Origin of the sequence: Paracidovorax wautersii (assembly GCF_031453675.1) — a bacterium.
Lineage (GTDB): Bacteria > Pseudomonadota > Gammaproteobacteria > Burkholderiales > Burkholderiaceae_C > Paracidovorax.
This window is the reverse complement of the sequence record NZ_JAVIZX010000001.1, coordinates 3,358,513-3,381,693: the sequence shown is the minus strand read 5'-3', so window position 1 is coordinate 3,381,693 and position 23,181 is coordinate 3,358,513. Positions and strand designations below refer to the sequence as shown.

Annotated in this window: 19 protein-coding genes, 1 pseudogene and 2 riboswitches; of the genes and pseudogenes, 13 read left to right on the top strand and 7 right to left on the bottom strand. The window is 68.7% G+C overall.

All coding sequences use genetic code 11. From position 1 onward, the window contains the following. Positions 1 to 37 precede the first annotated feature (37 nt). The 5 genes and pseudogenes from QE399_RS15315 to QE399_RS15295 all read left to right on the top strand — a co-directional run bounded on the left by QE399_RS15315 (position 38) and on the right by QE399_RS15295 (position 5,667). The gene (locus QE399_RS15315; RefSeq protein WP_309829929.1) at positions 38 to 1,744 is read left to right on the top strand and encodes an electron transfer flavoprotein-ubiquinone oxidoreductase; all 1,707 of its coding nucleotides are present in this window, start codon (positions 38 to 40) and stop codon (positions 1,742 to 1,744) included. 177 nt (positions 1,745 to 1,921) lie between these two features. Next, positions 1,922 to 2,521 carry a lipocalin family protein gene (locus QE399_RS15310; protein WP_309829925.1) on the top strand — a complete coding sequence of 200 codons (600 nt, stop codon included), beginning with the start codon at positions 1,922 to 1,924 and terminating at the stop codon, positions 2,519 to 2,521. 393 nt (positions 2,522 to 2,914) lie between these two features. Continuing rightward, a complete protein-coding gene (locus QE399_RS15305; RefSeq protein ID WP_309829923.1) occupies positions 2,915 to 3,883 on the top strand; it encodes an ABC transporter substrate-binding protein in 969 nt (322 codons plus the stop codon). 87 nt (positions 3,884 to 3,970) lie between these two features. Continuing rightward, a complete protein-coding gene (locus tag QE399_RS15300; protein WP_309829921.1) occupies positions 3,971 to 4,858 on the top strand; it encodes an ABC transporter permease in 888 nt (295 codons plus the stop codon). 13 nt (positions 4,859 to 4,871) lie between these two features. After that, positions 4,872 to 5,667: pseudogene (locus tag QE399_RS15295) on the top strand (ABC transporter ATP-binding protein). A gap of 157 nt (positions 5,668 to 5,824) precedes the next feature. On the opposite strand, the gene QE399_RS15290 reads toward QE399_RS15295, so the two are convergent. The 4 genes from QE399_RS15290 to QE399_RS15275 all read right to left on the bottom strand — a co-directional run bounded on the left by QE399_RS15290 (position 5,825) and on the right by QE399_RS15275 (position 8,404). Beyond that, complete coding sequence (locus QE399_RS15290) at positions 5,825 to 6,568, bottom strand: anti-sigma factor (RefSeq protein ID WP_309829919.1); 744 nt, start codon at positions 6,566 to 6,568, stop codon at positions 5,825 to 5,827. Next, the gene (locus QE399_RS15285; protein ID WP_309829917.1) at positions 6,565 to 7,170 is read right to left on the bottom strand and encodes a sigma-70 family RNA polymerase sigma factor; all 606 of its coding nucleotides are present in this window, start codon (positions 7,168 to 7,170) and stop codon (positions 6,565 to 6,567) included. The genes QE399_RS15290 and QE399_RS15285 overlap by 4 nt, the downstream gene beginning before the upstream one ends. Before the next feature lie 83 nt (positions 7,171 to 7,253). Beyond that, on the bottom strand, positions 7,254 to 7,832 hold the full coding sequence (locus QE399_RS15280) for a DUF3455 domain-containing protein (RefSeq protein ID WP_309829916.1): 579 nt from the start codon (positions 7,830 to 7,832) through the stop codon (positions 7,254 to 7,256). A 113-nt stretch (positions 7,833 to 7,945) separates the two neighbouring features. Further along, positions 7,946 to 8,404 carry an Lrp/AsnC family transcriptional regulator gene (locus QE399_RS15275; protein ID WP_309829914.1) on the bottom strand — a complete coding sequence of 153 codons (459 nt, stop codon included), beginning with the start codon at positions 8,402 to 8,404 and terminating at the stop codon, positions 7,946 to 7,948. Between the two features lie 155 nt (positions 8,405 to 8,559). Further along, a riboswitch (glycine riboswitch) is annotated at positions 8,560 to 8,656 on the top strand. A gap of 16 nt (positions 8,657 to 8,672) precedes the next feature. After that, positions 8,673 to 8,810, top strand: a riboswitch (glycine riboswitch). A 55-nt stretch (positions 8,811 to 8,865) separates the two neighbouring features. Here QE399_RS15275 and gcvT point away from each other — a divergent pair. The 5 genes from gcvT (at position 8,866) to QE399_RS15250 (ending at position 15,015) form a co-directional block, all read left to right on the top strand. Further along, a complete protein-coding gene (gene gcvT / locus QE399_RS15270) occupies positions 8,866 to 10,017 on the top strand; it encodes a glycine cleavage system aminomethyltransferase GcvT (protein WP_309829912.1) in 1,152 nt (383 codons plus the stop codon). A gap of 118 nt (positions 10,018 to 10,135) precedes the next feature. After that, complete coding sequence (gene gcvH, locus QE399_RS15265) at positions 10,136 to 10,510, top strand: glycine cleavage system protein GcvH (RefSeq protein WP_309829910.1); 375 nt, start codon at positions 10,136 to 10,138, stop codon at positions 10,508 to 10,510. Positions 10,511 to 10,581: 71 nt separating this feature from the next. Next, positions 10,582 to 13,503, top strand: a complete 2,922-nt coding sequence (gene gcvP / locus QE399_RS15260; protein WP_309829908.1) for an aminomethyl-transferring glycine dehydrogenase — start codon at positions 10,582 to 10,584, stop codon at positions 13,501 to 13,503. Between the two features lie 437 nt (positions 13,504 to 13,940). Next, positions 13,941 to 14,414, top strand: coding sequence for a hypothetical protein (locus tag QE399_RS15255; protein WP_309829906.1), 474 nt, complete (start codon positions 13,941 to 13,943; stop codon positions 14,412 to 14,414). Positions 14,415 to 14,619: 205 nt separating this feature from the next. Then, positions 14,620 to 15,015: a hypothetical protein gene (locus tag QE399_RS15250; protein ID WP_309829904.1), complete on the top strand. Its 396-nt coding sequence runs from the start codon at positions 14,620 to 14,622 to the stop codon at positions 15,013 to 15,015. 378 nt (positions 15,016 to 15,393) lie between these two features. Here the strand turns inward: QE399_RS15250 and QE399_RS15245 are convergent, their stop codons facing one another. Next, positions 15,394 to 16,779, bottom strand: coding sequence for an alpha/beta hydrolase (locus QE399_RS15245; protein WP_309832132.1), 1,386 nt, complete (start codon positions 16,777 to 16,779; stop codon positions 15,394 to 15,396). A gap of 583 nt (positions 16,780 to 17,362) precedes the next feature. Between QE399_RS15245 and QE399_RS15240 the strand changes: the two genes are divergently transcribed. The 3 genes from QE399_RS15240 (at position 17,363) to QE399_RS15230 (ending at position 21,011) form a co-directional block, all read left to right on the top strand. Next, positions 17,363 to 17,773, top strand: coding sequence for an FKBP-type peptidyl-prolyl cis-trans isomerase (locus tag QE399_RS15240; RefSeq protein ID WP_309829902.1), 411 nt, complete (start codon positions 17,363 to 17,365; stop codon positions 17,771 to 17,773). 288 nt (positions 17,774 to 18,061) lie between these two features. Further along, on the top strand, positions 18,062 to 20,332 hold the full coding sequence (locus tag QE399_RS15235) for a PAS domain-containing hybrid sensor histidine kinase/response regulator (RefSeq protein WP_309829900.1): 2,271 nt from the start codon (positions 18,062 to 18,064) through the stop codon (positions 20,330 to 20,332). Beyond that, positions 20,319 to 21,011, top strand: a complete 693-nt coding sequence (locus QE399_RS15230; protein WP_309829898.1) for an RluA family pseudouridine synthase — start codon at positions 20,319 to 20,321, stop codon at positions 21,009 to 21,011. The genes QE399_RS15235 and QE399_RS15230 overlap by 14 nt, the downstream gene beginning before the upstream one ends. Here the strand turns inward: QE399_RS15230 and QE399_RS15225 are convergent, their stop codons facing one another. Both QE399_RS15225 and QE399_RS15220 read right to left on the bottom strand, forming a co-directional pair. After that, positions 21,012 to 22,070: an alpha/beta fold hydrolase gene (locus QE399_RS15225; RefSeq protein WP_309829896.1), complete on the bottom strand. Its 1,059-nt coding sequence runs from the start codon at positions 22,068 to 22,070 to the stop codon at positions 21,012 to 21,014. Positions 22,071 to 22,120: 50 nt separating this feature from the next. Continuing rightward, entirely contained in the window at positions 22,121 to 23,098 is a 978-nt protein-coding gene (locus QE399_RS15220) for a Bug family tripartite tricarboxylate transporter substrate binding protein (RefSeq protein ID WP_309829894.1), read from the bottom strand. Between the last annotated feature and the right edge of the window lie 83 nt (positions 23,099 to 23,181).

Genomic DNA, 23,181 nt, shown 5'->3' with positions numbered 1-23,181 from the left:
CCACAATCACCATTATCAAATGACGAGAGACCACCCCATGACGAAAGACCAAATCCTCGCCCAGTACGGCCCGCGCGAAGCCATGGAATACGACGTGGTTGTCGTCGGTGGCGGCCCCGGCGGGCTGGCTACCGCCATCCGGCTCAAGCAGATGGCGGCCGAGAACGGCCAGGACGTGTCGGTCGTGGTGCTGGAAAAGGGTTCCGAGCCCGGCGCGCACATCCTGTCGGGTGCCATCATGGACCCGAAGGCGCTGACCGAACTGATCCCCGACTGGAAGGCCAAGGGCGCGCCGCTCAACCAGCCCGTGACCGACGACGCCATGATCTTCCTGGGCGAGAAATCGTCCTGGCGCACCCCCAACTTCGTGCTGCCCGAGTGCTTCCAGAACCACGGCAACTACATCGTCAGCCTGGGCAACGTGGTGCGCTGGCTGGCGCAGCAGGCCGAAGAGCTGGGCGTGGAGATCTTCCCCGGCTTCCCCGCCGCCGAAGTGCTCTACAACGAGGACGGCTCCGTCAAAGGCGTGGCCACCGGCAACATGGGCGTGGGCAAGGATGGCGAGCCCACCGGCGAATTCCAGCTGGGGATGGAACTGCACGCCAAGTACACCATCTTTGCCGAGGGCGCACGCGGCCACCTGGGCAAGCAGCTCATCGCCCGCTACAAGCTCGACGAGGGCCGTGACCCGCAGACCTATGGCATCGGTGTGAAGGAGCTGTGGGAAGTCGATCCCAAGGTGCACCAGCCCGGCTTCGTGATGCACACCGCCGGCTGGCCCATGAACGCCGACACCTACGGCGGGGCCTTCCTCTACCACGCGGAGGACAACAAGGTCACCCTGGGCTTCATCACCGGCCTGGACTATTCCAACCCCTACCTGAGCCCCTTCGAGGAGTTCCAGCGCTGGAAGACCCATCCCAACATCCGCTACTACCTGGAAGGCGACGAGGCCAAGGGCATCAAGCCGGCCAAGCGCATCGGCTACGGCGCCCGCGCCATTACGGCCGGCGGGCTGATGTCGCTGCCGAAGTTCGTCTTCCCCGGCGGCGCACTGGTGGGCTGCGATGCAGGCTTCTTGAACGTGAGCCGCATCAAGGGCAGCCACGCCGCCATCAAGACCGGCATGCTGGCCGCCGAGGCGGCCTACGAGGCCATCGTGGGCGGCCGCCAGCACGACGAACTGGCCGCCTACCCGACGGCCTTCGAGAACAGCTGGCTGCATGCCGAGCTGAACAAGGCGCGCAACTTCAAGGCCTGGTTCAAGAAGGGCCTGTTCACCGCCACGGTGATGAACGGCATCGAGCAGTTCGTGCTCCAGGGCCACATTCCCTGGACACTGCACCGCGACAAGCCGGACCACGCCTACCTCAAGCCCGCGGCCCAGTGCAAGCCCATCGCCTATCCCAAGCCCGATGGCAAGCTGACTTTCGACCGGCTCTCCAGCGTGTTCATCAGCAACACCAACCACGCCGAAGACCAGCCCTCGCACCTGACGCTCAAGGACGCGAGCGTGCCGGTCAACATCAACCTGGCGAAGTACGCGGGCCCGGAGGCGCGCTACTGCCCCGCGGGCGTGTACGAGTTCGTTCCCGACGAGGCCCAGGGCGGCAATGCGCAGCGTCTGCAGATCAACGCGCAGAACTGCGTGCACTGCAAGACCTGCGACATCAAGGACCCGACGCAGAACATCGTCTGGGTCACGCCGGAAGGCGGCGGCGGGCCCAACTACTCGGGCATGTGACGCTATAAATAATATAGCTATTTGCGCTTGAAGGGCCTGCACTGCAGGCCCTTTTTTCTTGGAACCCCGGCGTGCGCCCCGTCCGACAGGCGGCGCGCACCCACACCTACGGCGCCGCCTGGGTGCGCACGCGAGACTCCGGTGCTGCCGCCGCATTGCGCACCCAGGAGATTTCGCATGGTCCGCCAACCGCCCATCCGCTACCGCACCCACCGCCGGCCGATCTGGCCCCTGGCCATCGGCGCCGCTGCCCTCGGCGCGCTGCTGACCGTGACGGCCTGCTCCTCGGTGCGCGCACCCGCTGGCGTCCAGCCGGTAGGCAGGTTCAACGTTGATCGCTATGCCGGCCACTGGTACGAGGTGGCGCGCATCGACCACCGCTTCGAAAAGGGGCTGGTGAACACCAGCGCCCACTACAGCCGCAACGAAGATGGCAGCGTCAAGGTCGTCAACCGCGGCTACGACCCGGAGCGCGGCCGCTGGCGCGAGGCCGAGGGCCGGGCCCGCTTCGTCGAAGACCCGGGCACCGCCTCGCTGAAGGTCTCGTTCTTCGGACCGTTCTACGGCGGCTACCACGTGGTCGCGCTGGACGAGGACTACCGCTGGTCCCTGGTCATCGGCTCGGACCTCGACTACCTCTGGATCCTGTCACGCACGCCCACCCTGCCCGAGGGGGTGCGTGAGCAGCTGCTCGACAAGGCGCGCGCCCTGGGCGTGGACACCGACAAGGTGCTGTGGGTGCCGCAGGGCCAGCCCGCACCGGACCTGCGTTCTTGACCCAACGCCGCCGTGCGGCGCGCTTCGCCCTCCTGTCTCCGTCTCTGCCACCCGGCGTTTCGGCCACCAGAAGGAGCCGCCGCGGTGTACAGGCGGCAGCCTCTGCGACGCGGATACCGGCGTGACAGAGCGCCCTGCCCTCCACCTGGGTCCAGTCTTGGGCGCAGCCATCTGAATCTGCAGCGCGACAGCGCCGCCTGCGCGATCCGTGCGGCCCATTCCTCCAGCCCGCGGCCTCGGTGAAGGAGCGCCCAGGAGCGTGCATCGGCCCCTGCGCGATGGGCCGTGCGCCGCTGCCCTTCTCTGGTGCACCCTGTAGACTTGCGCCCCAAGGCCGCCCGCACCCTTCCCGCGCGGCCTGGTACAACAAACAGGAAGCTGGAGATCGAAAGCATGAAGCAGTTGTCGTGGGCGCCCCTGGGTGCCATCGCCCTGGCCGTGGCCGCCGTCGCACCGGTGGCGCACGCCCAGCAGAAATCCGTGGCCGTGACGGCCATCGTCGAACATCCCGCACTCGATGCCATCCGCGACGGCGTGAAGGCCAGCCTGCAGGCCGCCGGCTACGAAGAAGGCAAGACGCTCAAGTGGCAGTACCAGAGCGCCCAGGGCAATACCGGCACGGCCGCGCAGATCGCGCGCAAGTTCGTGGGCGACCAGCCGGATGCCATCGTTGCTATCGCCACGCCCTCGGCCCAGGCCGTGGTGGCTGCCACCAAGTCGGTGCCGGTGGTCTTCTCCGCCGTGACCGATCCGGTCGCGGCCAAGCTGGTCAAGGACTGGGAACCCAGCAAGAGCAATGTGACGGGCGTGTCCGACCTGCTGGCGCTCGACAAGCAGATGGAGCTGGTCAAGCAGGTCGTGCCGAACGCCAAGCGCGTCGGCGTGGTCTACAACCCCGGCGAGGCCAACTCCGCCGTGGTGGTCAAGGAACTCAAGGCCCTGCTGCCCAAGATGGGCATGACGCTGGTCGAGGCCGCCGCGCCCCGCTCCGTCGATGTGGGCAGCGCCGCGCGCAGCCTGATCGGCAAGGCCGACGTGATCTACACCAGCACCGACAACAACGTGGTGTCGGCCTACGAAGCACTGGTGAAGGTCGGCCAGGAAGCCAAGCTGCCCCTGGTGGCGGCCGATGCCGACAGCGTCAAGCGCGGCGCCATCGCCTCGTTCGGCATCAACTACCGCGACCTGGGCGAGCAGACCGGCCGCATGGTGGTGCGGGTGCTCAAGGGCGAGAAGCCCGGCGACATCAAGCCCGAGATCAGCACCAAGCTGGAGCTGACGGTGAACCCGGCCGCGGCCGAGAAGCAGGGCGTGAAGCTCTCCGACGCGTTCGTGAAGTCCGCTGCCCACATCGTGAAGTAAGTGCGGCTCCCGGCCCCGTGCCGGGAACGCCACCCCGACCGCAGGAGCTTCGGCTCCTGTTTCGTTTTTCCGGAAGCCCCACCCGCCATGTCCCTCTTCTCCCTGCTCGGCGCCGTCGAGATCGGGCTGATCTTCAGCCTGGTCGCGCTGGGCGTCTTCATCTCGTTCCGCCTGCTGCGCTTTCCCGACCTGACGGTGGACGGCAGCTTCCCGCTGGGCGGCGCGGTGTGCGCCGTGCTGATTTCCACAGGCACCAATCCGTACGTGGCCACGCTCGCGGCCACGGCGGCGGGCGCAGCGGCCGGCCTCGTCACCGGCTGGCTGAACGTCAAGCTCAAGATCATGGACCTGCTGGCCAGCATCCTGATGATGATCGCGCTGTATTCGATCAACCTGCGCATCATGGGCGGCCCCAACGTGCCGCTGATCAACGACCCGACCCTGTTCACGCTGCTGCAGCCCGAGGGGCTGGAGGACTACATCGCCCGCCCCGCCCTGCTGCTGGTGATCGTCATCGCCGCCAAGCTGGCCATGGACTGGTTCTTCGCCACCGAGCGGGGCCTGGCGATCCGCGCCACTGGCTCCAACGCGCGCATGGCGCGCGCCCAGGGCGTGAACACCGGCGCCATGGTGCTGCTGGGCATGGCCGTGTCGAACGCGCTGGTCGCGCTGGCCGGCGCCCTGTTCGCGCAGACGCAGGGCGGCTCCGACATCTCCATGGGCATCGGCACCATCGTCATCGGCCTGGCCGCCGTGATCGTGGGCGAGAGCATCCTGCCCTCGCGCAAGCTGATCCTGGCCACCCTGGCCGTGATCATCGGCGCCATCGTGTACCGCTTCTTCATCGCGCTGGCGCTGAACAGCGACTTCATCGGCCTGAAGGCGCAGGATCTGAACCTGGTGACGGCCGTGCTGGTGACCGTGGCGCTCGTGATTCCGCAGATCAAGCGCAAGCTGGCCTCGAAGCAGCGTTGAAAGGGACCGCACCATGCTGAGCGCACAAGACCTGCACATCACCTTCAACCCCGGCACGCCCATCGAGACGCGCGCGCTGCGCGGCATGTCGCTGGACATTCCGGCCGGGCAGTTCGTCACCGTCATCGGCTCCAACGGGGCCGGCAAATCCACCTTCCTGAACGCCATCTCGGGCGACCTGTCGGTGGACACGGGCCGCATCGCCATCGACGGGCAGGACGTCACCCGCCAGCCCGTCTGGGCGCGCGCCCAGCGCGTGGCGCGCGTGTTCCAGGACCCGATGGCCGGCACCTGCGAGGACCTGACCATCGAGGAGAACATGGCCCTGGCCCAGCAGCGGGGCACGCTGCGCGGCCCTGCGCGGCGCCGTGAAGAGCGCGCAGCGCGAGACCTTCCGCGCGCGCCTGGCCACGCTGGGACTGGGCCTGGAGAACCGGCTGAGCGACCGCATCGGCCTGCTCTCGGGCGGCCAGCGCCAGGCCGTGAGCCTGCTGATGGCAGCGCTGCAGCCCTCGCGCATCCTGCTGCTGGACGAGCACACCGCCGCGCTCGACCCGCGCACGGCGGACTTCGTGCTGCAGCTCACCGCCCGCATCGTGGCCGAGAACCAGCTCACCACCATGATGGTCACGCACAGCATGCGCCAGGCGCTGGACGTGGGCCAGCGCACCGTCATGCTGCACCAGGGCCAGGTGGTGCTGGATGTGGCCGGCGACGAGCGCAGCCGCCTGGGCGTGCCCGACCTGCTGCAGATGTTCGAGAAGGTGCGCGGCGAGCAGCTGGCGGACGACGCGCTGCTGCTGGGCTGAGGAGGTCCACCGGTCGCGGGGCAGAGGGCCTGCCCCGCGCACCGGCAAGGCGTGGCCCATGCGAAGGCGCGCAGCCCTGGCTGAGGAATCGGGGTCAAAAAGGCCTCTAGCGCTTATGCATCAAGCGCAATCAGCTATATAAACAATAGCAAACGCCCTATAGCATTTTGACCGCACGCCCGATGAAGACGATCGGCCCCGTCGGCCGGTCGATGGGCGAACCGGCCTCGGGCTCCAGCGTCAGCTCAAAGAGCTGGTTGGCCTCCAGCGGCGGCAGGCGGTCGATCGGTACGGTGATGGCGGCGCCCGGCTGCACCAGGCCCAGCGACTTCGGCCCGGTCCACTGGTCCGCCTTGGTCCAGAACTGCAGCGACTTGCCTTGCGGCACGGCGGTTTCGCGCAGGGGCACCAGGTTCAGGTCGCGCGACGAGGCGCCCGCCTGTACTACCCAGCCGGGCTGGGTGTCTCCCGGGGCTACCAGCACCACCATGTACTGCGGCGCGGCGGGAGGGGCGCCCACGCGCGTGACCAGCACCGCCGCCAGCACGGCGGCTGCGGCAAAGCCGCCGCCGGCCAGACCGCGCCACAGCCGCACGCTGTTCCACCAGGCCGTGAGGCCGCTGTCCGCCGTAGCCGCCGCCACGGCCTGCTGGGCACGGCCCCAGCCCAGGCTGTCCTCGATGCGGCCCCACAGGGAAGGCGAAGGCTCGACGGGCGGCACGAGTGCCGTGAGCGGGTGCAGGCGCTCTTCCCAGCCCTGGACGGCATCGCGCAGCGCGGCGTCGTGGGGCAGGCGGTCTTCGACGGCGCGGCGCTGCGCGATGGGCAGCGTGCCCAACACGTAGCCGCTGGCCAGCGCGTCGATGTCGTCGGGTGTTGGTGAATCAGAGAACGTCGTCATGCCATGCACTCCCGCAGCGCCCGCAGGCCCCGCTGGATCCATGCCTTCACGGTGCCCAGCGGCGTGTGCGTCCGTTCCGCAATTTCGCCGTGCGAGCATCCCTCCACATAGGCCAGCAGGATGCAGTCGCGCCGCGCGGGCTCCAGCCGGCCCAGGCAGGCGTCGAGCTTGCCCAGGTCGGCGCCCAGTTCATAGGGGTCGATCCGGCTGCGGTAGCTGTGCAGCGCCGCCTGATCGTCGATGGCCTCCAGGGCCTCGTCATCGATGCGCACGTCGCGCGCGTTGCCGCGCGCCACGTTGAGCGCCGCGTGGCGTACCACGCTGTAGATCCATCCGCGCGCCGCGCCGCGCCCGGCGTCGAAGCTGCCGGCCCGCTGCCAGATGCTGATGAAGGCGTCGTGCAGCACGTCCTCGGCCTGGGCCCGCTCGCGCACGATGCGCAAGGCCACGCCCAGCAGATACCGGCCCGCATGGCGGTAGATGCGCTGCAGCGCCTGGGCGTCACCGCGGGCACAGGCGGCCAGGGCTGCGTCGTAGTCGAAGGTGTCGGCTGCGTTCAAGGAAAGTGCCCACGGTGGGAAGGATGCGGCATCGTAGTGCATGCGCCGGGCACGGCGCCGCCATGCCCCTGCGCCGCGCCCTCATCCGGCGCACCCTGCCCTTCCACCGCGGGCCCTTGCGCCGATCAGGCCGCCTTGTAGAAGATGTAGTCGGCCTGGTAGGGCACGGTGGTCTTCTGGCCCTTGTTCGCAGCCGTGCAGGCCATGTTCGCGGGTGCCACGCCACCGCTCAGGTTCACGCGCTGGATGTAGGTCACGCCGGTGAGCGCGCCGCTGCCCATGGCCGGGTTGGCCTTCACCAGCTGGTACGGCAGTGCGCCGGCGGTAGACGGGGCGACGGCCAGTTGCGTGGCGGTCAGCTTGGAGCCGTCGTTGGCTTCCCAGGTGGCGGGCGGGCCGTAGTACTTGCCGACCTGCTTGCCGCTGCGGTCCATCAGCTTGGCGTCGGGGCCGGCAAAGGTCCATTCGACCTGACCGGGCATGCCAGCCTTGTCCTTGCACTCGTAGGTGATGTCACCCTTGCCCACCGTCTCCCACGCCACCTTGTTGCCGGCCGGGACCTGGATGGACGCGGGCAGGCTGGCTTGCGAGAAAGGCGGGCTGTGCGCACCGGACGTGGACATCGAGCCGCAGGCGGCCAGCAAGGCGGCAGCGGACACGCCCGCGGCGACGGTGGCGATACGGGTCAGACGGATTGAGCGCATGAGGTTCTCCTGGTAGTTGAATGGAACAGTCCCGACAGGGTCTGCACCAGGCTCTACACACGAGACGCGCCTTTGGATGCAGCGCAGCGCAAAAATTCTGAAGATTTTTCCGATCAGTCCACGAACAGCGGCAGATCGGCCTTCTTCAGCGTGCGCAGCACGAAGCTGGAACGGCTGTGGCGGATGCCCTTGATCTTGTAGAGCTTCTCGCGCAGCAGCCGCTCGTAATCGCGCGTGTCCTTGACCACCACGCGCAGCAGGTAGTCGTAGTCGCCCGAGACCAGATGCGCTTCGATCACCTCCGGAATGCTGGCCAGCGTCTCCCCGAACTTCTCCAGCGTGTTGTCGGAGTGGCTGTCGAGCGTGACCTGCACCAGCACGGTGTCCGCCAGGTCCAGCGCCTGCGGGTTCAGCCGCACGGTGTAGCCCTGAATGACGCCGGACTCTTCCATCTTCTTGATGCGCCCCCAACAGGGCGACGGGCTCAGGCCCACGGCCTGACCGATCTCTTGCAGGCTGGCGCGGGAGTTGCCTTGCAGCACGGCAAGGATTTTTCGGTCGAGGCGGTCCATGGCGTTCATTATTCACGGCATCGGCGCAGCCGCAGAACGATTTACCGCACCCGAGGGATTACGGTGAACGGCAGCAGGGCCGCGCGCCGCCACCGTCCTTGGCCCCAGGCGTGCCATCGTCCGCCCAACCGCCGCTGCCTACGCCGGTATACTGCGCGCACTTGTCAGGAGAGAGTCCGCGCACCCTGTGCGGGCCGCCGAAGGCGCAGGGCCACCGCCCGAACGCTCAGGCAAAAGGACTGACAGGAACGCCCGCAGGGATGCGGGCGTTTCCCTGGCTGGAGAGAGGTCGGCGCACCGTCAACGAGACACGGGCGCCACCCACCGAAGGAGCAAACCCCGCACACGCGCCACCGGCGCCGGCTGCGCGGTGAATCTCTCAGGTAAAGCGGACAGCAGGGCACATGCCGCGGCGCATCTCCGGATGGGCCGCTTCCATGCCTGCCCTCGGAGATTCCGCCATGTCCTCGTCCGCTTCCGCCGCCCCGCTGCTCACCACGCCCCTGAACGCCCTGCACATCGCGCTGGGCGCCCGCATGGTGCCGTTCGCCGGCTATTCCATGCCCGTGCAGTACCCCAGCGGCCTGATGGCGGAGCACCACCACACACGCACCGCCGCCGGCCTGTTCGACGTCTCGCACATGGGCCAGCTCAAGCTGGTAGGCGCGGATGCCGCCGCCGCGTTCGAGACGCTGATCCCCGTGGACGTGATCGACCTGCCCGTGGGCAAGCAGCGCTACGGCCTGCTGCTGAACGACGAAGGCGGCATCATCGACGACCTGATGTTCTTCAACCAGGGCACGGTCGATGGCGAACCCACGCTGTTCGTGATCGTGAACGGCGCCTGCAAGGCGGGTGACATCGCTCACATCCAGGCCCGCATCGGCCAGCGCTGCCAGGTCGTGCCGCTGCCCGACCAGGCCCTGCTCGCGCTGCAGGGCCCGCAGGCCGCCACCGCGCTGGCGCGGCTGGCGCCCGGGGTGCAGCAGCTGGTCTTCATGACTGGTGGCGACTTCACCATCGCCGGCTGCGACTGCTTCGTGACGCGCAGCGGCTACACCGGCGAGGACGGTTTCGAGATCTCCGTGCCTGCCGCCCAGGCGGAGGCCCTGGCCCGCGCCCTGCTCGCCCAGCCCGAGGTGAAGCCCGTCGGCCTGGGCGCCCGCAATTCGCTGCGCCTGGAGGCCGGCCTGTGCCTGTACGGCAACGACATCGACACCACCACGACGCCGCCCGAGGCCGCGCTGAACTGGGCCATCCAGAAGGTGCGCCGCACCGGCGGCGCCCGCGCCGGCGGCTTCCCGGGTGCCGACAAGGTGCTGGCGCAGATCGACCAGCCCGCCCGCCTTACCCGCAAACGCGTGGGACTGGTGGCCCTGGAGCGCGTGCCCGTGCGTGAGCACACCGAGCTGCAGGATCTGCAGGGCCAGCGCATCGGCGAGGTGACCAGCGGCCTGCTCGGCCCCACGGTAGACCAGCCCATCGCCATGGCCTACGTGTCTGCAGACCACGCGGCCCCTGGCACGCGTGTGAACGCCATCGTGCGCGGCAAGCCCGTGCCGATGGAGGTGGCGCCCATGCCGTTCACCCCGCCGCGCTACCACCGCGGCTGATCGCGCCGCGCCGCACCGCCTCAGCCGTTGGAAGACCGTCCCCGCCCGGCTACAGTCGCAGCTGGCAACGGCAGTTCTCTTTTTTCCTCTGATTGACCTTTCATTTTCTGGAGCCCCCATGACCGCCAAGTTTTCCAAGGACCACGAGTGGATCGACATCGCTGACCACCAGGCCGCCACCGTGGGCATCACGCTGCATGCGCAGGACGCGCTGGGCGACGTGGTCTTCGTGGACCTGCCCGCCGTGGGCGCATCGTTCGCCCAGGGCGAAGTGGCCGGCGTGGTCGAGTCCGTGAAGGCCGCCGCCGATGTGTACATGCCCATCTCCGGCGAGATCGTCGAGGTCAACGAGGCCCTGCGCGCCGATCCCTCCCTGGCCAACAGCGATCCGCTGGGCGCCGGCTGGTTCTTCAAGGTCCGCGTGAGCGACCTGTCGCAGTTCGACGCGCTCATGGACGAACCGGCCTACGCCGAGTTCACCAAGAACGCCTGATCCGACGCGCCGGCGGCCTTGCCGGGCCGCGGCGCTTTTCCTTTTTGCCGCCCGTCCTGCTGCCGCCGCCGATGACCACCTCTGCCCCCTTCCCCTCGCTCGCCGCGCTTGAGAACGCCGCCGAGTTCCAGCCCCGCCACATCGGCATCGATGCGGCGGACGAAGCCCACATGCTGTCGGTGATCGGCGAGGCCTCGCGCCGCGCGCTGATCGACGGCATCGTGCCGCGCTCCATCGCGCGCAGCCAGCCCATGGATCTGCCGCCCGCCAGCACCGAGGCCGGCGCGCTGGCCGAGCTGAAGGCGATTGCGGCGAAGAACCAGGTGTTCAAGAGCTTCATCGGTCAGGGCTACTACGGCACGCACACGCCGGGCGTGATCCTGCGCAACATCCTGGAGAACCCCGCTTGGTACACGGCCTACACGCCCTACCAGGCCGAGATCAGCCAGGGCCGCATGGAGGCCCTGGTCAACTTCCAGACCATGGTGACGGACCTGACCGGCATGGACATCGCCAACGCGTCCATGCTCGACGAAGCCACCGCCGCCGCCGAGGCCATGACGCTGGCCCGCCGCTCGGTCAAGGCCAAGGGCCAGCGCTTCATCGTGGCGGGCGACGCCCACCCCCAAACCATCGAGGTGATCCGCACGCGCGCCGAGCCGCTGGGCATCGAGGTGGTGCTGGCCGACAGCGCCGAGCAGTGGAACACGCTGCTGGCGGGCGACGACTACTTCGCCGTGCTCGACCAGTACCCCTCCACCAGCGGCCGCCTGGGCGTGGACGACGGCGACACCGTCAGGGTGCATGCCAAGGGCGCCGCCTACATCGTGGCGGCGGACGTGCTGGCCCTGTGCCTGCTCAAGCCGCCCGGCGAATGGGACGGCGGCCCCGCCCAATCCGGCGGCGCCGACATCGTGGTGGGCACCACGCAGCGTTTCGGCATGCCCATGGGCGCGGGCGGCCCGCACGCGGCCTACATGGCCTGCCGCGATGCATTCAAGCGCTCCCTGCCCGGCCGCCTGGTGGGAGTGAGCGTGGACGTGCACGGCAAGCCCGCCTACCGGCTGGCGCTGCAGACGCGCGAACAGCACATCCGCCGCGAGAAGGCCACTTCCAACATCTGCACGGCGCAGGTGCTGCCGGCCGTCATCGCCAGCATGTACGCCGTCTACCACGGCCCCGAAGGCCTCACGCGCATCGCGCAGCGCGTGGCCAGCTACACCGCGATCCTGTCCAAGGGCCTGGCGCAACTGGGCTACACCGCCACGCACCACGACTCGGCCTTCGACACGCTGAGCCTCAAGAGCGGTGCGCGCACCGACGAGCTGCTGGCCCGTGCCGCCGCGCAGCGCGTGAACCTGCGCAAGGCCTGGGACGAATACCTGTGCATCTCGCTGGACGAGACCACCACCCGCGCCGACATCGCCCTGCTGTGGTCGATCTTCGCGGGCGAAGGCCAGGCGCTGCCGCGCGTGGAAGACTTCGAGGCCGGCATCGAGCCGCTGATCCCCGCCGCCTTGCGCCGCACCAGCGCCTTCCTCACGCACCCGGTGTTCAACACCCACCGCAGCGAAACCGCCATGCTGCGCTACATCCGCCAGCTGTCCGATAAAGATCTGGCGCTGGACCGAAGCATGATCCCGCTGGGCTCGTGCACCATGAAGCTCAACGCGACCAGCGAGATGATTCCGATCACTTGGCCCGAGTTCGCGCAGGTGCACCCCTTCGCTCCTGCCGACCAGCTGCAGGGCTATGCCGAGCTGGACGCGCAACTGCGCGCCTGGCTGTGCCAGGCCACGGGCTACGCCGGCATCAGCCTGCAGCCCAACGCCGGCAGCCAGGGCGAATATGCGGGCCTGCTGGCGATCCGCGCCTACCACCGCGCGCAGGGCCAGGGCCACCGCAACATCTGCCTGATCCCCAGCAGCGCCCACGGAACCAACCCCGCCAGCGCGCAGATGGTGGGCATGCAGGTGGTAGTGACGGCCTGTGACGCCAATGGCAACGTGGACATGGCCGACCTCAAGGCCAAGTGCGAACAGCACGCCGACAAACTGGCCTGCGTGATGATCACCTACCCCAGCACGCACGGCGTGTTCGAGACGCAGGTCAAGGAACTCTGCCAGCTGGTGCACCAGCACGGCGGCCGCGTGTACGTGGACGGCGCCAACATGAACGCGCTCGTCGGCGTTGCGGCCCCTGGCGAGTTCGGCGGCGACGTGAGCCATCTCAACCTGCACAAGACCTTCTGCATTCCCCACGGCGGCGGCGGCCCCGGCGTGGGCCCCGTCTGCGTGGTCGAAGACCTGGTGCCCTACCTGCCGGGCCATACCTCGGCCAGTGTGGCCGGTGGCGTGGGCGCCGTCAGCGCGGCGCCGCTGGGCAATGCCGCGGTGCTGCCCATCAGCTGGATGTACATCCGCATGATGGGCCCCGATGGCTTGCAGGCCGCGACGGAAACCGCCATCCTCAGCGCCAACTACATCAGCGCGCGCCTGAAGGACCACTACCCCACCCTGTACGCATCGGCCAACGGCCATGTGGCGCACGAGTGCATCCTGGATCTGCGGGGCCTGAAGGACACCAGCGGCGTGATGGCCGAGGACGTGGCCAAGCGCCTGATCGACTACGGCTTCCACGCGCCCACGCTGTCCTTCCCGGTGCCCAACACGCTGATGGTGGAGCCCACGGAGAGCGAGACGCTGTTCGAGATCGACCGCTTCATCGACGCGATGATCGCCATCCGCGAAGAGATCCGGCAGATCGAAAGCGGCGCCTGGCCGCGTGACGACAACCCGCTGAAGAACGCGCCGCACACGGCCGAAAGCCTGCTGGCCGCGGATTGGCCGCGCGGCTACAGCCGCGAAGCCGCCGCCTACCCCGTTGCAGCGCTGCGCCAAGCCAAGTACTGGTCGCCCGTGGGGCGCGTGGATAACGTGTATGGCGACCGGAACCTGTTCTGCAGCTGCCTGCCCGTGAGCGACTTCGCCTGACCGAGCCAAGGCCCTCATCGCTGGGCACTCTCTTCACAAAGGCCTGGCGACAGGCCTTTGTGCGTTTTGGAGTTGCGTACGCAAGCTCCAGGTTTCATGACGGCCGGCCGGGTGGGAGGCACCAGCCCCACTGCGGTCGGCATGCGGGTACTTCACCGCCAGCGCATGCAACAAACGGTATTCATTCGCGAGCTTACCGCGGGCGTTAGGCCTTTCATGCTCCGCTTTAAGCGGGCCGCCATTAACGCCAGCGCTTCGCCCTTCTCAAGGTTTCTGCTCTAGAGTTTTGGCGCTCTGCTGGATTTCGCCAGCATCCGTTTCGTCAGTTTCAAGCCTTGTTGACCGCTGGCTTCGGCAGCCAGAAGCCGCGCTTCGGGCTGCCTGCGCCTGTGCCAGCGGCTCCCACGGCCCCACGTCAAGCGCTAGACTGCTTCGGCATGAAAGCACCCATCTGCTTCCTCTGCAACAAGGACTTTGGCTCAGAGTATTTCCACTTCCGAACGGGAGGAAGCATGGTTCAGTTTGCGGACTTCGAACCGCTGCTCAAGGGCCGGGCCGGACATCCCCAAGGCCTGGAGTGGTTCTGCAACGAGCATGTGCAAGCAGCTCAAGCCCTGGCCGCTCATACAACCGGCGAAGCACTGTCCAAACTGCGTGGCAGATATGGTGTTTTTCCGCCTTATGAATCCAAGCCTTATCGTGACCCCGAACTTTGGGTTACTGATGTGGGGCCAAATGCCCCACAGGTCTTTGCCATTCTTCGCCGTGCTTCGCAAGCCTCCCCCGCAGAGGCCCAGGAGTTGTTGGCAAGCGGGGTTTTCAAAGTCGCACAAGGCTGGCCCCGTGCATTTCAAGGATGGCAAAGCGCCCTCGTAGAAGCAGTGGCAGAAGTGGAAATTCGCTTTCCGTGAACGCGCAATCTGTCCCCGCAGTCGAGACGGGCAGCTCACAAGCGACGCTTGTCGGTTCTCTGCGCCCCACGCGCTCGGGCCGCCCCTCACTTTCTCGTCAGGCGTCAAGGTGGACAACGAAGACTGGAATGGCACGTTCAGAATCCCCCCTTCCTCCGCCCGAACAGGCCCCCAACCGGCCCCCTTACGCCAAACATGAGGCCTTATGCGGACACTCCTAGAACCCGTTGGCTCCGAACTCGAGTGGCATAGGGGCTCGGACATCGCCGAAATCCACAGCACGAATTCCGGCTTGCGTATTGTTGTAGCCGCCCCGGAAGGCGTCGACCGCTATCTTGAGATCCACTTCGTCTTCGCCCGGGCATTCCAGGTGATGGATGAGGGGGACATGCTGGGGTATTGGCAAACGCCTCTCACCACGGGTCATGCTCTTTACAAGGTCACTTCTGGCGGCTGGCGGGAACGCGCTGCGGGGCAGTTCCTGCACGTGACCGCGTCGCTCGACGCCATGCAAGAGTGGCTCGTGGTCTCAGAGTGCCTGTGTGTTTCCGTTATTTCAGCGTATGCGCCGCATGTCCGCGAATTCGGGGACGCGGCCTGACCGATCATTCAAGCCGGCGCTGCTTCGTGGCTCGGCTTGGCTCTGGTGGTAGTACACAGGAAATTTGCGGCCACTGCCGAACAGGCTGCAGCGTGCGGCGCCCATTTGTCGAAACGTTACGCCCTGCGCCAGGGGCACGTCAGCGTGCTCCAGTGGGACAGGAGGCTCCAACCAGAAGATCGGCTGGTAGTGGCGCCGCGCTGCCTCTTGCGGCGGAGGGCCCCGAGCCCGCTGAACGCTTAAGCACCTCCACAGCGAGGATGGGCCACGCTGCAGGCAGCCCCATCGGAATGACACGCCGCGCGAGGGATGGGTTCAGCGCAGCTCCGTCTCTCTGAAACCCACACTGGGAAGCGACAAGCGCGGGCTGACAAAAGATCAGCTCCCACCACACCCCGGCATGGCCGCGCGGGTAGCCACGGTGGTGGCGCTGTCATCCCGCCCCCCAGCGTTGCGGGTGTAGGTACAGCCATAACGCGCATCGGCCAGGGTGGCAGGCGTCTTCACGTCGTCGCCGGCCGGTTTGACGCCTTTCTCGACCCAGTCGGCCAGGGCCTTGAACGCTTCGGACTGCTCGGCCACGGTGAAGTCACAGTGGCTCGGCGCGCGCACGGCGCGCTGCACCAGCCACTGGCCGCTGCCGTTGGCCTCGGCGCGGTCGCGGTAGACCTGTTCCATGTGGAAGGGCACGTACATGTCGCCCAGCGTGTGCAGCGTCACCACGGGGATGCGGAACTGGCCGTTGACCTGCGGCACCCAACGCAGTCCGTCGCTGCGCAGGCGGTTGGCATCCGGCGCGGGCACCCACTTGGCGATGGTGGCGTTGAAGTTGGCCACCTCGGCGTCGCTGGCATTGAAGCGGTAGACGGTGGCGGTGGTGTCGATGCCCTGCTTGTTCAGGATGCCGTTGATGGTGCCGTCGCGCCCGAAGGTGCCCCACACGGTGTTCTGCAGCGGCGCGTTGGCAAAGCCCTGGTCGAAGATCGGCCGCGGCCCGCCGGTCAGGTTCATCACGATGTCCTTGAGCTTCTGCCCTTGCGGCGTGACCGACGAGAACGATGTCTGGTTGCCGAACAAGGCATTGCGCACCTGCGGGGCGATCGTGGCCCAGTCGGTCGTAGGTGCGCTGGCGGCGGGCAGGCCGGCGAGCTTTTGCGCGGCCAGTTGGTAAGCGCCGAAGTAGTTGTACAGCGACAGGTCTCCCAGCACGGCGCACATGGGCAAAGCGCCCTGGTAGGTGCGCTTGTGGATGGCGGTGCGCTGCGCCTCGTCCTCGATGGCGGCGGCGGTGATGTGGCCGCCCATGGACACACCCGTCAGGTAGGTGCGGGTGGGCTCGGGCAGCGCGCGGCCGTTGGCGGCGGCGATGCCGACGAACGCGTTGGCCAGTGCGTTGGTGTCTTCCACGCCCACGCGCACGTCGTAGAAATTCTTGGTGTAGCTGGACGCGGCCCAGGCGTAGCCGTTCTCGATCAAGTACCGCCGGAAGGCCGGGTTGGACACCGTCAGCGCGTTGCCTTCGCCGGCATAGCCGTGGGCGTACATGACCAACATGCCGTTCCAGTTCTTCGGCACCTCGATGCGGTAGCCCGCACCGGCGTTGATACCCGTCCAGCGGTCGGTCTCGACCGTGGCGCCGTCCATGGCGGCGAACGGCAGGCTGGCGGTCGCCACGGCAAAGCTGTTGCGGCTGTCCTGCGCGCGCGTTTCCTCCGGCCCAGTTCCGCCCGAGCCGCCACCACCCCCACAAGCGCCGAGCAGCATCGCGCTCACCGCGCAGACGGCGGCCGTACGGGGGAAGAAGGGAGAACGGGTGGGCTGCATGGGAGGCCTTTGGATCAGTTGAAAGAACGGCTGCGAGCGGCCAGTCTAGGGACGACCGCTACGGCCTCTGCGCGGGCTTTCCCGAGCGCTTTGTCGCCAGGGCGACGGCGACGGCAGTGGCCGCAGCGGCTGGGCAGCCACGGTGCCGGGCTGCTGGATCGCCCCGGGTTCTGCAGCGCCTCCACCTTCGTAGATCGGAGCCCCGCGGACGGCGCCGGAAGCGCGGGAGCGCGCCAGAGGCATGACGCTGCCTCCTAGTGAAGAGAATCCGTCGCGGTAGGTCGCACTCCTGACCGTGGCCGGCATGACCGGCTGCATGCGACAGCCAACGCAGCCCACCGGTGTCAGGCAGCATGAACAAGACGCGGGCATACGCGCAGCAAGACCGCCCAGGACGCCTCGCGCGATGGCTGCAGCGAACGGCTTTTCCGCCCGCCCCCGCGTTGGCGTTCAGGTGCAATCACCGCCGGGCCGTCGATTTCTCTACCATTGGCCCCTTGCCTCATTTCTGGAGCTTTCCTCAATGCGCCCCCTCATCGCCGCCCTGGCCTTCGCCACCCTCGCCCCGCTCGCCATCGCCCAGACTCCTGCGGCAGCCCCCGTCACCACGGCCTCCGGCCTGATCTACCAGTCGCTCAAGGAAGGCACCGGTGAGTCCCCCAAGGCGACCGACACGGTCAAGGTGCACTACCGCGGCACTTTCCCAGACGGCAAGGAGTTCGACAGTTCCTACAAGCGCGGCGAGCCGACCGAGTTTCCGCTCAACGGCGTGATCCGCTGCTGGACGGAGGGCGTGCAGCGCATGAAGCCCGGTGGCAAGGCCAAGCTGATCTGCCCGCCCGGCATCGCCTATGGCAGCCGGGGCGCCGGCGGTGTGATTCCGCCCAACGCCACGCTGCATTTCGAGATCGAGCTGCTGTCGGTCTCGCGCTGAGCGCGTGCCGGCACCCATGCGCTACTTAAAAGATAGCTGCTTGCGCTTGATTTGCCTGATATTCAAGGTCAAATGGGATTGAATTGCTGATTGAACCAGCGCATTTAGCTTCTCTTTTAATAGCATCGTTGTGCCCTGCATCAGCGTCCACGGCGCCGCGCCCGGCGCTGCCGGGGCGCACCACGGCACCTTCGGCCAAGTACCCCAGCCCGTGCGCCAGCGCGCCCCGCAGACCGCCCGCGTACACTGGCGGACGGTCGCGGGCACCCTGGCCTGCGCAGCGCCACCATGACCCTTCCCGACCTGTCTTTCCTCCTGCGCAGCCCGAACGATGACGCGGCTGCCGGCACCGGCGCGGGCGGGCCGCCGTCGGAGAAGCCGCCCACCGTGGTCGAGCGCCGGCAGGCCCCGCGCAAGAACGAGGCGGTCGAGGCGCTGATCGCCGAGCTGCGCGCCTCGCAGGCCGAGCTGGAGACGCAGAACAAGGTGCTGCGCTACAGCCAGGCCGCGGCCGAGAGCGCGTCCGAACGGTTCGAGACGCTGTTCGCCAGCGTGCCGCTGGCGCTGATGGTGCTCGACGAGCACGACATGGTCGTGCAGGCGAACTCCATGGCCCACCGCTCCTTTCAACCGACCGAGGCCGACCGGGCGCTGACCTCGCTGATGCCCTTCGTGGCCGCCGACCACGTGCCCCGCGTGCGCGCCGCTTTCGCCAACGCGCTGGCCGAGGGCCAGGCCGAGGCCACCGAGGTGGTCTTTCGCATCGGCACCTATGGGCGCATCACCGGCGACCTGCACATCGCCCGCATCGAGACGCCGCAGGACGGTGCCCCGCCCCTGCTGCAGTTCCTCTGCGCCGTGATCGACCAGGGTCCGCTGCTGGCCGAGCGCCGTGCGCTGCAGCAGAGCGCCCATGCGCTCAAGGAGCGCAATGGCCAGTTGCACGCCAGCGAGCGGCGGCTGGAGGCCGTCATCAATTCCGCCCTGGACGCCATCATCTGCGTGGACCAGGACCGCCGCATCACCGTATTCAACCCCACCGCTGCCGCCCTCTTCCTGTGCACGCGCGAAGACGCCATCGGCAGCCCGCTGGAGCGCTTCCTGCCGGACGCCGAGCAGGCCTTCGCGCTCGCGCAGCTGACTACGCAGGCCGTGCTGGGCGAGATCACCGCCCGCACCGCCACGGGCCGTGAACTGGCCGTAGAGGTGAGCCTGTCGTTCGAGCGCCATGCCGAGGGCGAGACCACCACCGTCTTCGCCCGCGACCTCACCGGCCGCAAGAAGGCCGAGCAGCACCGCAATGAGCTGGAGGCGCAGCTGCGCGAGTCGCAGAAGATGCAGGCCGTGGGCACCATGGCCGGCGGCATCGCGCACGACTTCAACAACATCCTGGGCGCCATCCTGGGCAACGTGGACCTGGCCAAGGCCGACTGCGGCCCCGGCTCGCCCGTGCTGGAGAGCCTGCTGGAGATCGAAAAAGCCGGCCGCCGCGCGCGCGACCTGGTGCGCCAGATCCTCACCTTCAGCCGCAACGAGCCGCCCAAGCGCACGGCCGTGGCGGTGGACGAGGTGGTGCGCGACACCGCCCAGCTGGTGCGCGTGACGCTGCCGCCCGCCGTCGAGCTGCGGGTGGAGCTGGACCCGCACCTGCCCGCGATGCTGGCCGATGCCACGCAGGTGGAGCAGGCGCTGCTCAACCTGTGCACGAATGCCGTGCACGCGCTGGGCGAGTCGCGCGGCACGGTGCTGGTGGGCGCGTCCTGCCTCGTGCCGGACCACCGCCTGGGCGACCGCCTGGGCCTGGCGCACGGCACCTACGTCGCGCTGAGCGTGACCGACAACGGCCCCGGCATCGACGCGGCCACGCAGCTGCGCATCTTCGAGCCCTTCTTCACCACCAAGCCCGTGGGCCAGGGCACCGGCCTGGGCCTGGCGGTGGTGCACGGGGTGATGCGCACCCACGGTGGCGCGGTGGACGTGGACAGCGCGCCCGGCCAGGGCAGCCGGTTCACCCTGTACTTCCCTGCCGAGCCTGCGCATCCGCCGGCCCTGGAGCCGGCCGCTGCGCCAGAGCCGGCCGCCCCCGGGCCTTCGCCCGTGGCGGAAGCCCCGGCCACAGAGGCTGCCGTGCTGACCGCGGCCATGCAGCCGCAACGCCAGCGCCACGTGATGTACGTGGACGACGACGAAGCTCTGGTCTTCCTGGTGCAGCGCCTGCTCAAGCGCCGCGGCTACCGGGTCAGCACCTTCACCGACCCGCATGCCGCCGCCGCGGCCCTGCGCGAGGCGCCGGCGGCCTACGACCTGGTCGTCACCGACTACAACATGCCCGGCTACTGCGGCGTGGACTTGGTGCGCGAAGCCAAGCAGATCCGTCCGGACCTGCCCGTGGCGCTGGCCTCCGGCTACGTGACCACGGAGATCGAGCGCGCCGCCCTCGCGGAGGGCGCAAGCGCGCTGATCCACAAGCCCAACGATGTGGAGGAGCTGTGCGCCACGGTGGACCGGCTGGCCCACGCGCCGGCCCCGCCCGCCACACCGGCCGATGGCACTGCCTGACGCCGCGGCCGTGCCGCCGGGCCTGGCGTGCGTCTATGCCGACGACGACCTGCTCGTGCTCGACAAGCCCTCGGGCCTGCTGTGCGTGCCCGGCCGCGGCCCCGACAAGCAGGATTGCCTGAGCGCCCGGGCGCAGCAGCAGTGGCCCGATGCCCTCATCGTGCACCGGCTGGACCAGGCCACCTCGGGCCTGGTGCTCATGGCCCGCTCGCCGGCCGTGCAGCGCAGCCTGGGCCACGCCTTCGCCCAGCGCCAGGTGCACAAGCGCTACCAGGCCGTGGTGGCGGGCACCCTGGCGCCGCCCGCCGACGGTGTGGGCACAGGCGGCTGGGGCGTGATCGACCTGCCGATCGCCGCCGACTGGGAGCGCCGGCCGCTGCGCATCATCGATGCCGAACACGGCAAGCCCAGCGTGACGGAGTGGCGGGTGCTGGCCGTTGGAACCGATGGCAGTGGCAGCCCCACCACGCGCGTGGAGCTGCAACCCGTCACGGGCCGCACGCACCAGCTGCGCGTGCACCTGGCGGCGCTCGGCCATCCGATCCTGGGCGATGCGCTCTATGCCGACGCGGCCGTGCAGGCCCGCGCGCCGCGCCTGCTGCTGCATGCCACGCGGCTGGCGTTCGACCATCCCCGCACGGGCGAGGCACTGCAGTTCAGCGCACCAGCGCCGTTCTGATCACGCCGCAGGTGCGGTCGTGAGGCCGCCGGCCAGCAGGGTCTGCAGCGCCGGGGCCCACAGCGCATGCGCCGGGCCCGAGGCCTGGTGGCCGAACAGCGTCGGCATCTCCAGATACTGGACCGCGCCCGCGCCGCCCACGCCGGCCAGGCTGTCCCGCACTTCGGCGGGAGGAAACAGCAGGTCCGTGCTGGCCGTCACATGCAGCACCGGGCAACGCAGGCGCGGCAGCTGCGACCGCACGTCGAAGGCCAGCGCAGCCTTGAGCAGCACGATGAGCGCATGCGCGTCGAACTCGGCCGCCCAGGCGTCGGCCATCGCGGCCATGCGGCGGTCGCGCACGGTGGCGTCCAGGCCCTGGGCGCGCAGCACTTCGTCCATGCCATAGGCGCGCAGCGTGTCCCAGCGCAGCCGCCGCAGCGTGGCCTGCACCCCACCCGGTACGGCGTAGTAGTCGCCGCCGTTCCAGCCCGGGTCGGCAGCCAGCGCAGCCATCAGCGTGGGCAGGTGCATGTGCGGGCTGGCCGGCAGGTACGGGGCCGAGACGACCGCAGCGACCGACTCCACCATCTCCGGATGGTCCAGCGCCCACTGCAGCGCCTGGAAGCCTCCGTAGGACGGCCCGACGATGGCCCGCAGCCGCCGCACGCCCAGGTGCGCGAGCAGCCGGTGCTGCACCGCCACGATGTCCTGCAGCGTGATGTCCGGAAACGCCGCGCCGTAGGGCCGTCCGGTGCGGGGATCGGTGCTGGCCGGACCGGTGGTGCCATAGCAAGAGCCCAGCATGTTGCTGCACACGATGAAGTAGCGCTGCGTGTCCAGCACCCGCCCCGGTCCGATCAACGACGCCCACGATCCCTCGGCCACGCCGGCGCCGTGCGCCAACATCTGGTGGCTGGCGGTGTAGCCGTGGGTGACCAGGATGGCGTTGCCGCCGTCGGGCGCAAGCCGGCCATAGGTGGCATAGGCCACCTCGGCGTCGGCCAGTTCGGCGCCCGAGGTGAGGCGCAGTGCGCCCAGGCGCAGACGGTGTTCAGGCGAAGAAGCAGCAGCGGACATGCAAGGGGGGAATGAAGTCGGAAGGAAGAGGAAGGACGGCAGCGCGCGGCTCACTCGATGCGGATCTGCGCCGCCTGGATGACGCGGCCCCAGCGCTGCGCCTCCTGGCGCACGAAGGCATCGAACGCGGCCGGCGTGTCGTCGAAGGGCATCCAGCCGTCGGCGGCCAGCGGCTGGCGCACTTCGGGGCTGCGCGCCACTTTCGCCGAGGCCGCAGCCAGGCGGTCGATGACGGCCTGGGGCGTGCCCTTCGGCGCATCCAGCCCGGCCCAGGAAGTGATCACCATGTCGGGGTAGCCGGCCTCGGCGAAGGTCGGCACCTCGGGCAGCGCCGGGTTGCGCTGCGCGCTGCTGACGGCGAGCGCCCGCAGCCGCCCGCCCTTCAGGTGCGGCAGCGCCGTGTCCTGGTTGAGGGCCATCACGCGCACGGTGCCGCCCAGCACGTCCTGCAGCGCGGGCGCTGCGCCCTTGTAGGCGATGTGGTTGAGCTGGATGCCGGCCGCGCGCTGAAAGACCTCCATCGCCAGGTGGCCCGAGGTGCCGTTGCCGCCGCTGGCGAAGTCCACCCGGCCCGGCTGCGCCTTCGCCTGGGCGACGAATTCCGCCAGCGTAGTGGCCGGAAAATCCGGGCGCACCACCAGCACGTTCGGGCCCTGCGTCATGGGCGCCACGTGCACGAAGTCGTTCACGTAGTCGTACGGCAGCTTGGCGTACAGGTACGGGTTGATCGTATTGAAGGCCCCCGTGAAGAGCAGCGTGTAGCCATCCGCCGGGGCCTTGGCCACGGCTGCCGCGCCCAGCGTGCCGCCCGCGCCGCCGCGGTTTTCCACCACCACCGGCTGGCCCAGTTCCCGGGCCAGGCCGGTTGCCAGCAGGCGCGCCAAACGGTCGCTCGCGCCGCCGGCGGCCACCGGCACCACGATCTTTAGGGGCCGCTGGGGCCAGTCCTGCGCGTACGCCGCGGCGGGAAGCACCGCTGCGGCGCCCAGCGCCTGCAGCACCTTGCGGCGGGAAAAGGCTACGGCCATGTCTGTCTCCTGGAGTGTCGTTGTGCGCAAATGGTACCGGTATCATTTGCCAACACAAGGGGGCCGACGTACTGGTTTTCCAG

What these genes read in the sequence shown, in the direction of transcription:
- QE399_RS15250 (WP_309829904.1), top strand. Translation starts at nt 14,620, where the DNA reads ATGCGGACACTCCTAGAACCCGTTGGCTCCGAACTCGAGTGGCATAGG.
- QE399_RS15225 (WP_309829896.1), bottom strand. Translation starts at nt 22,070, where the DNA reads ATGTCCGCTGCTGCTTCTTCGCCTGAACACCGTCTGCGCCTGGGCGCA.
- gcvP (WP_309829908.1), top strand. Translation starts at nt 10,582, where the DNA reads ATGACCACCTCTGCCCCCTTCCCCTCGCTCGCCGCGCTTGAGAACGCC.
- QE399_RS15245 (WP_309832132.1), bottom strand. Translation starts at nt 16,779, where the DNA reads ATGCTGCTCGGCGCTTGTGGGGGTGGTGGCGGCTCGGGCGGAACTGGG.
- QE399_RS15285 (WP_309829917.1), bottom strand. Translation starts at nt 7,170, where the DNA reads ATGCACTACGATGCCGCATCCTTCCCACCGTGGGCACTTTCCTTGAAC.
- QE399_RS15310 (WP_309829925.1), top strand. Translation starts at nt 1,922, where the DNA reads ATGGTCCGCCAACCGCCCATCCGCTACCGCACCCACCGCCGGCCGATC.
- gcvT (WP_309829912.1), top strand. Translation starts at nt 8,866, where the DNA reads ATGTCCTCGTCCGCTTCCGCCGCCCCGCTGCTCACCACGCCCCTGAAC.
- QE399_RS15280 (WP_309829916.1), bottom strand. Translation starts at nt 7,832, where the DNA reads ATGCGCTCAATCCGTCTGACCCGTATCGCCACCGTCGCCGCGGGCGTG.
- gcvH (WP_309829910.1), top strand. Translation starts at nt 10,136, where the DNA reads ATGACCGCCAAGTTTTCCAAGGACCACGAGTGGATCGACATCGCTGAC.
- QE399_RS15220 (WP_309829894.1), bottom strand. Translation starts at nt 23,098, where the DNA reads ATGGCCGTAGCCTTTTCCCGCCGCAAGGTGCTGCAGGCGCTGGGCGCC.
- QE399_RS15240 (WP_309829902.1), top strand. Translation starts at nt 17,363, where the DNA reads ATGCGCCCCCTCATCGCCGCCCTGGCCTTCGCCACCCTCGCCCCGCTC.
- QE399_RS15255 (WP_309829906.1), top strand. Translation starts at nt 13,941, where the DNA reads ATGAAAGCACCCATCTGCTTCCTCTGCAACAAGGACTTTGGCTCAGAG.
- QE399_RS15235 (WP_309829900.1), top strand. Translation starts at nt 18,062, where the DNA reads ATGACCCTTCCCGACCTGTCTTTCCTCCTGCGCAGCCCGAACGATGAC.
- QE399_RS15230 (WP_309829898.1), top strand. Translation starts at nt 20,319, where the DNA reads ATGGCACTGCCTGACGCCGCGGCCGTGCCGCCGGGCCTGGCGTGCGTC.
- QE399_RS15275 (WP_309829914.1), bottom strand. Translation starts at nt 8,404, where the DNA reads ATGGACCGCCTCGACCGAAAAATCCTTGCCGTGCTGCAAGGCAACTCC.
- QE399_RS15315 (WP_309829929.1), top strand. Translation starts at nt 38, where the DNA reads ATGACGAAAGACCAAATCCTCGCCCAGTACGGCCCGCGCGAAGCCATG.
- QE399_RS15290 (WP_309829919.1), bottom strand. Translation starts at nt 6,568, where the DNA reads ATGACGACGTTCTCTGATTCACCAACACCCGACGACATCGACGCGCTG.
- QE399_RS15300 (WP_309829921.1), top strand. Translation starts at nt 3,971, where the DNA reads ATGTCCCTCTTCTCCCTGCTCGGCGCCGTCGAGATCGGGCTGATCTTC.
- QE399_RS15305 (WP_309829923.1), top strand. Translation starts at nt 2,915, where the DNA reads ATGAAGCAGTTGTCGTGGGCGCCCCTGGGTGCCATCGCCCTGGCCGTG.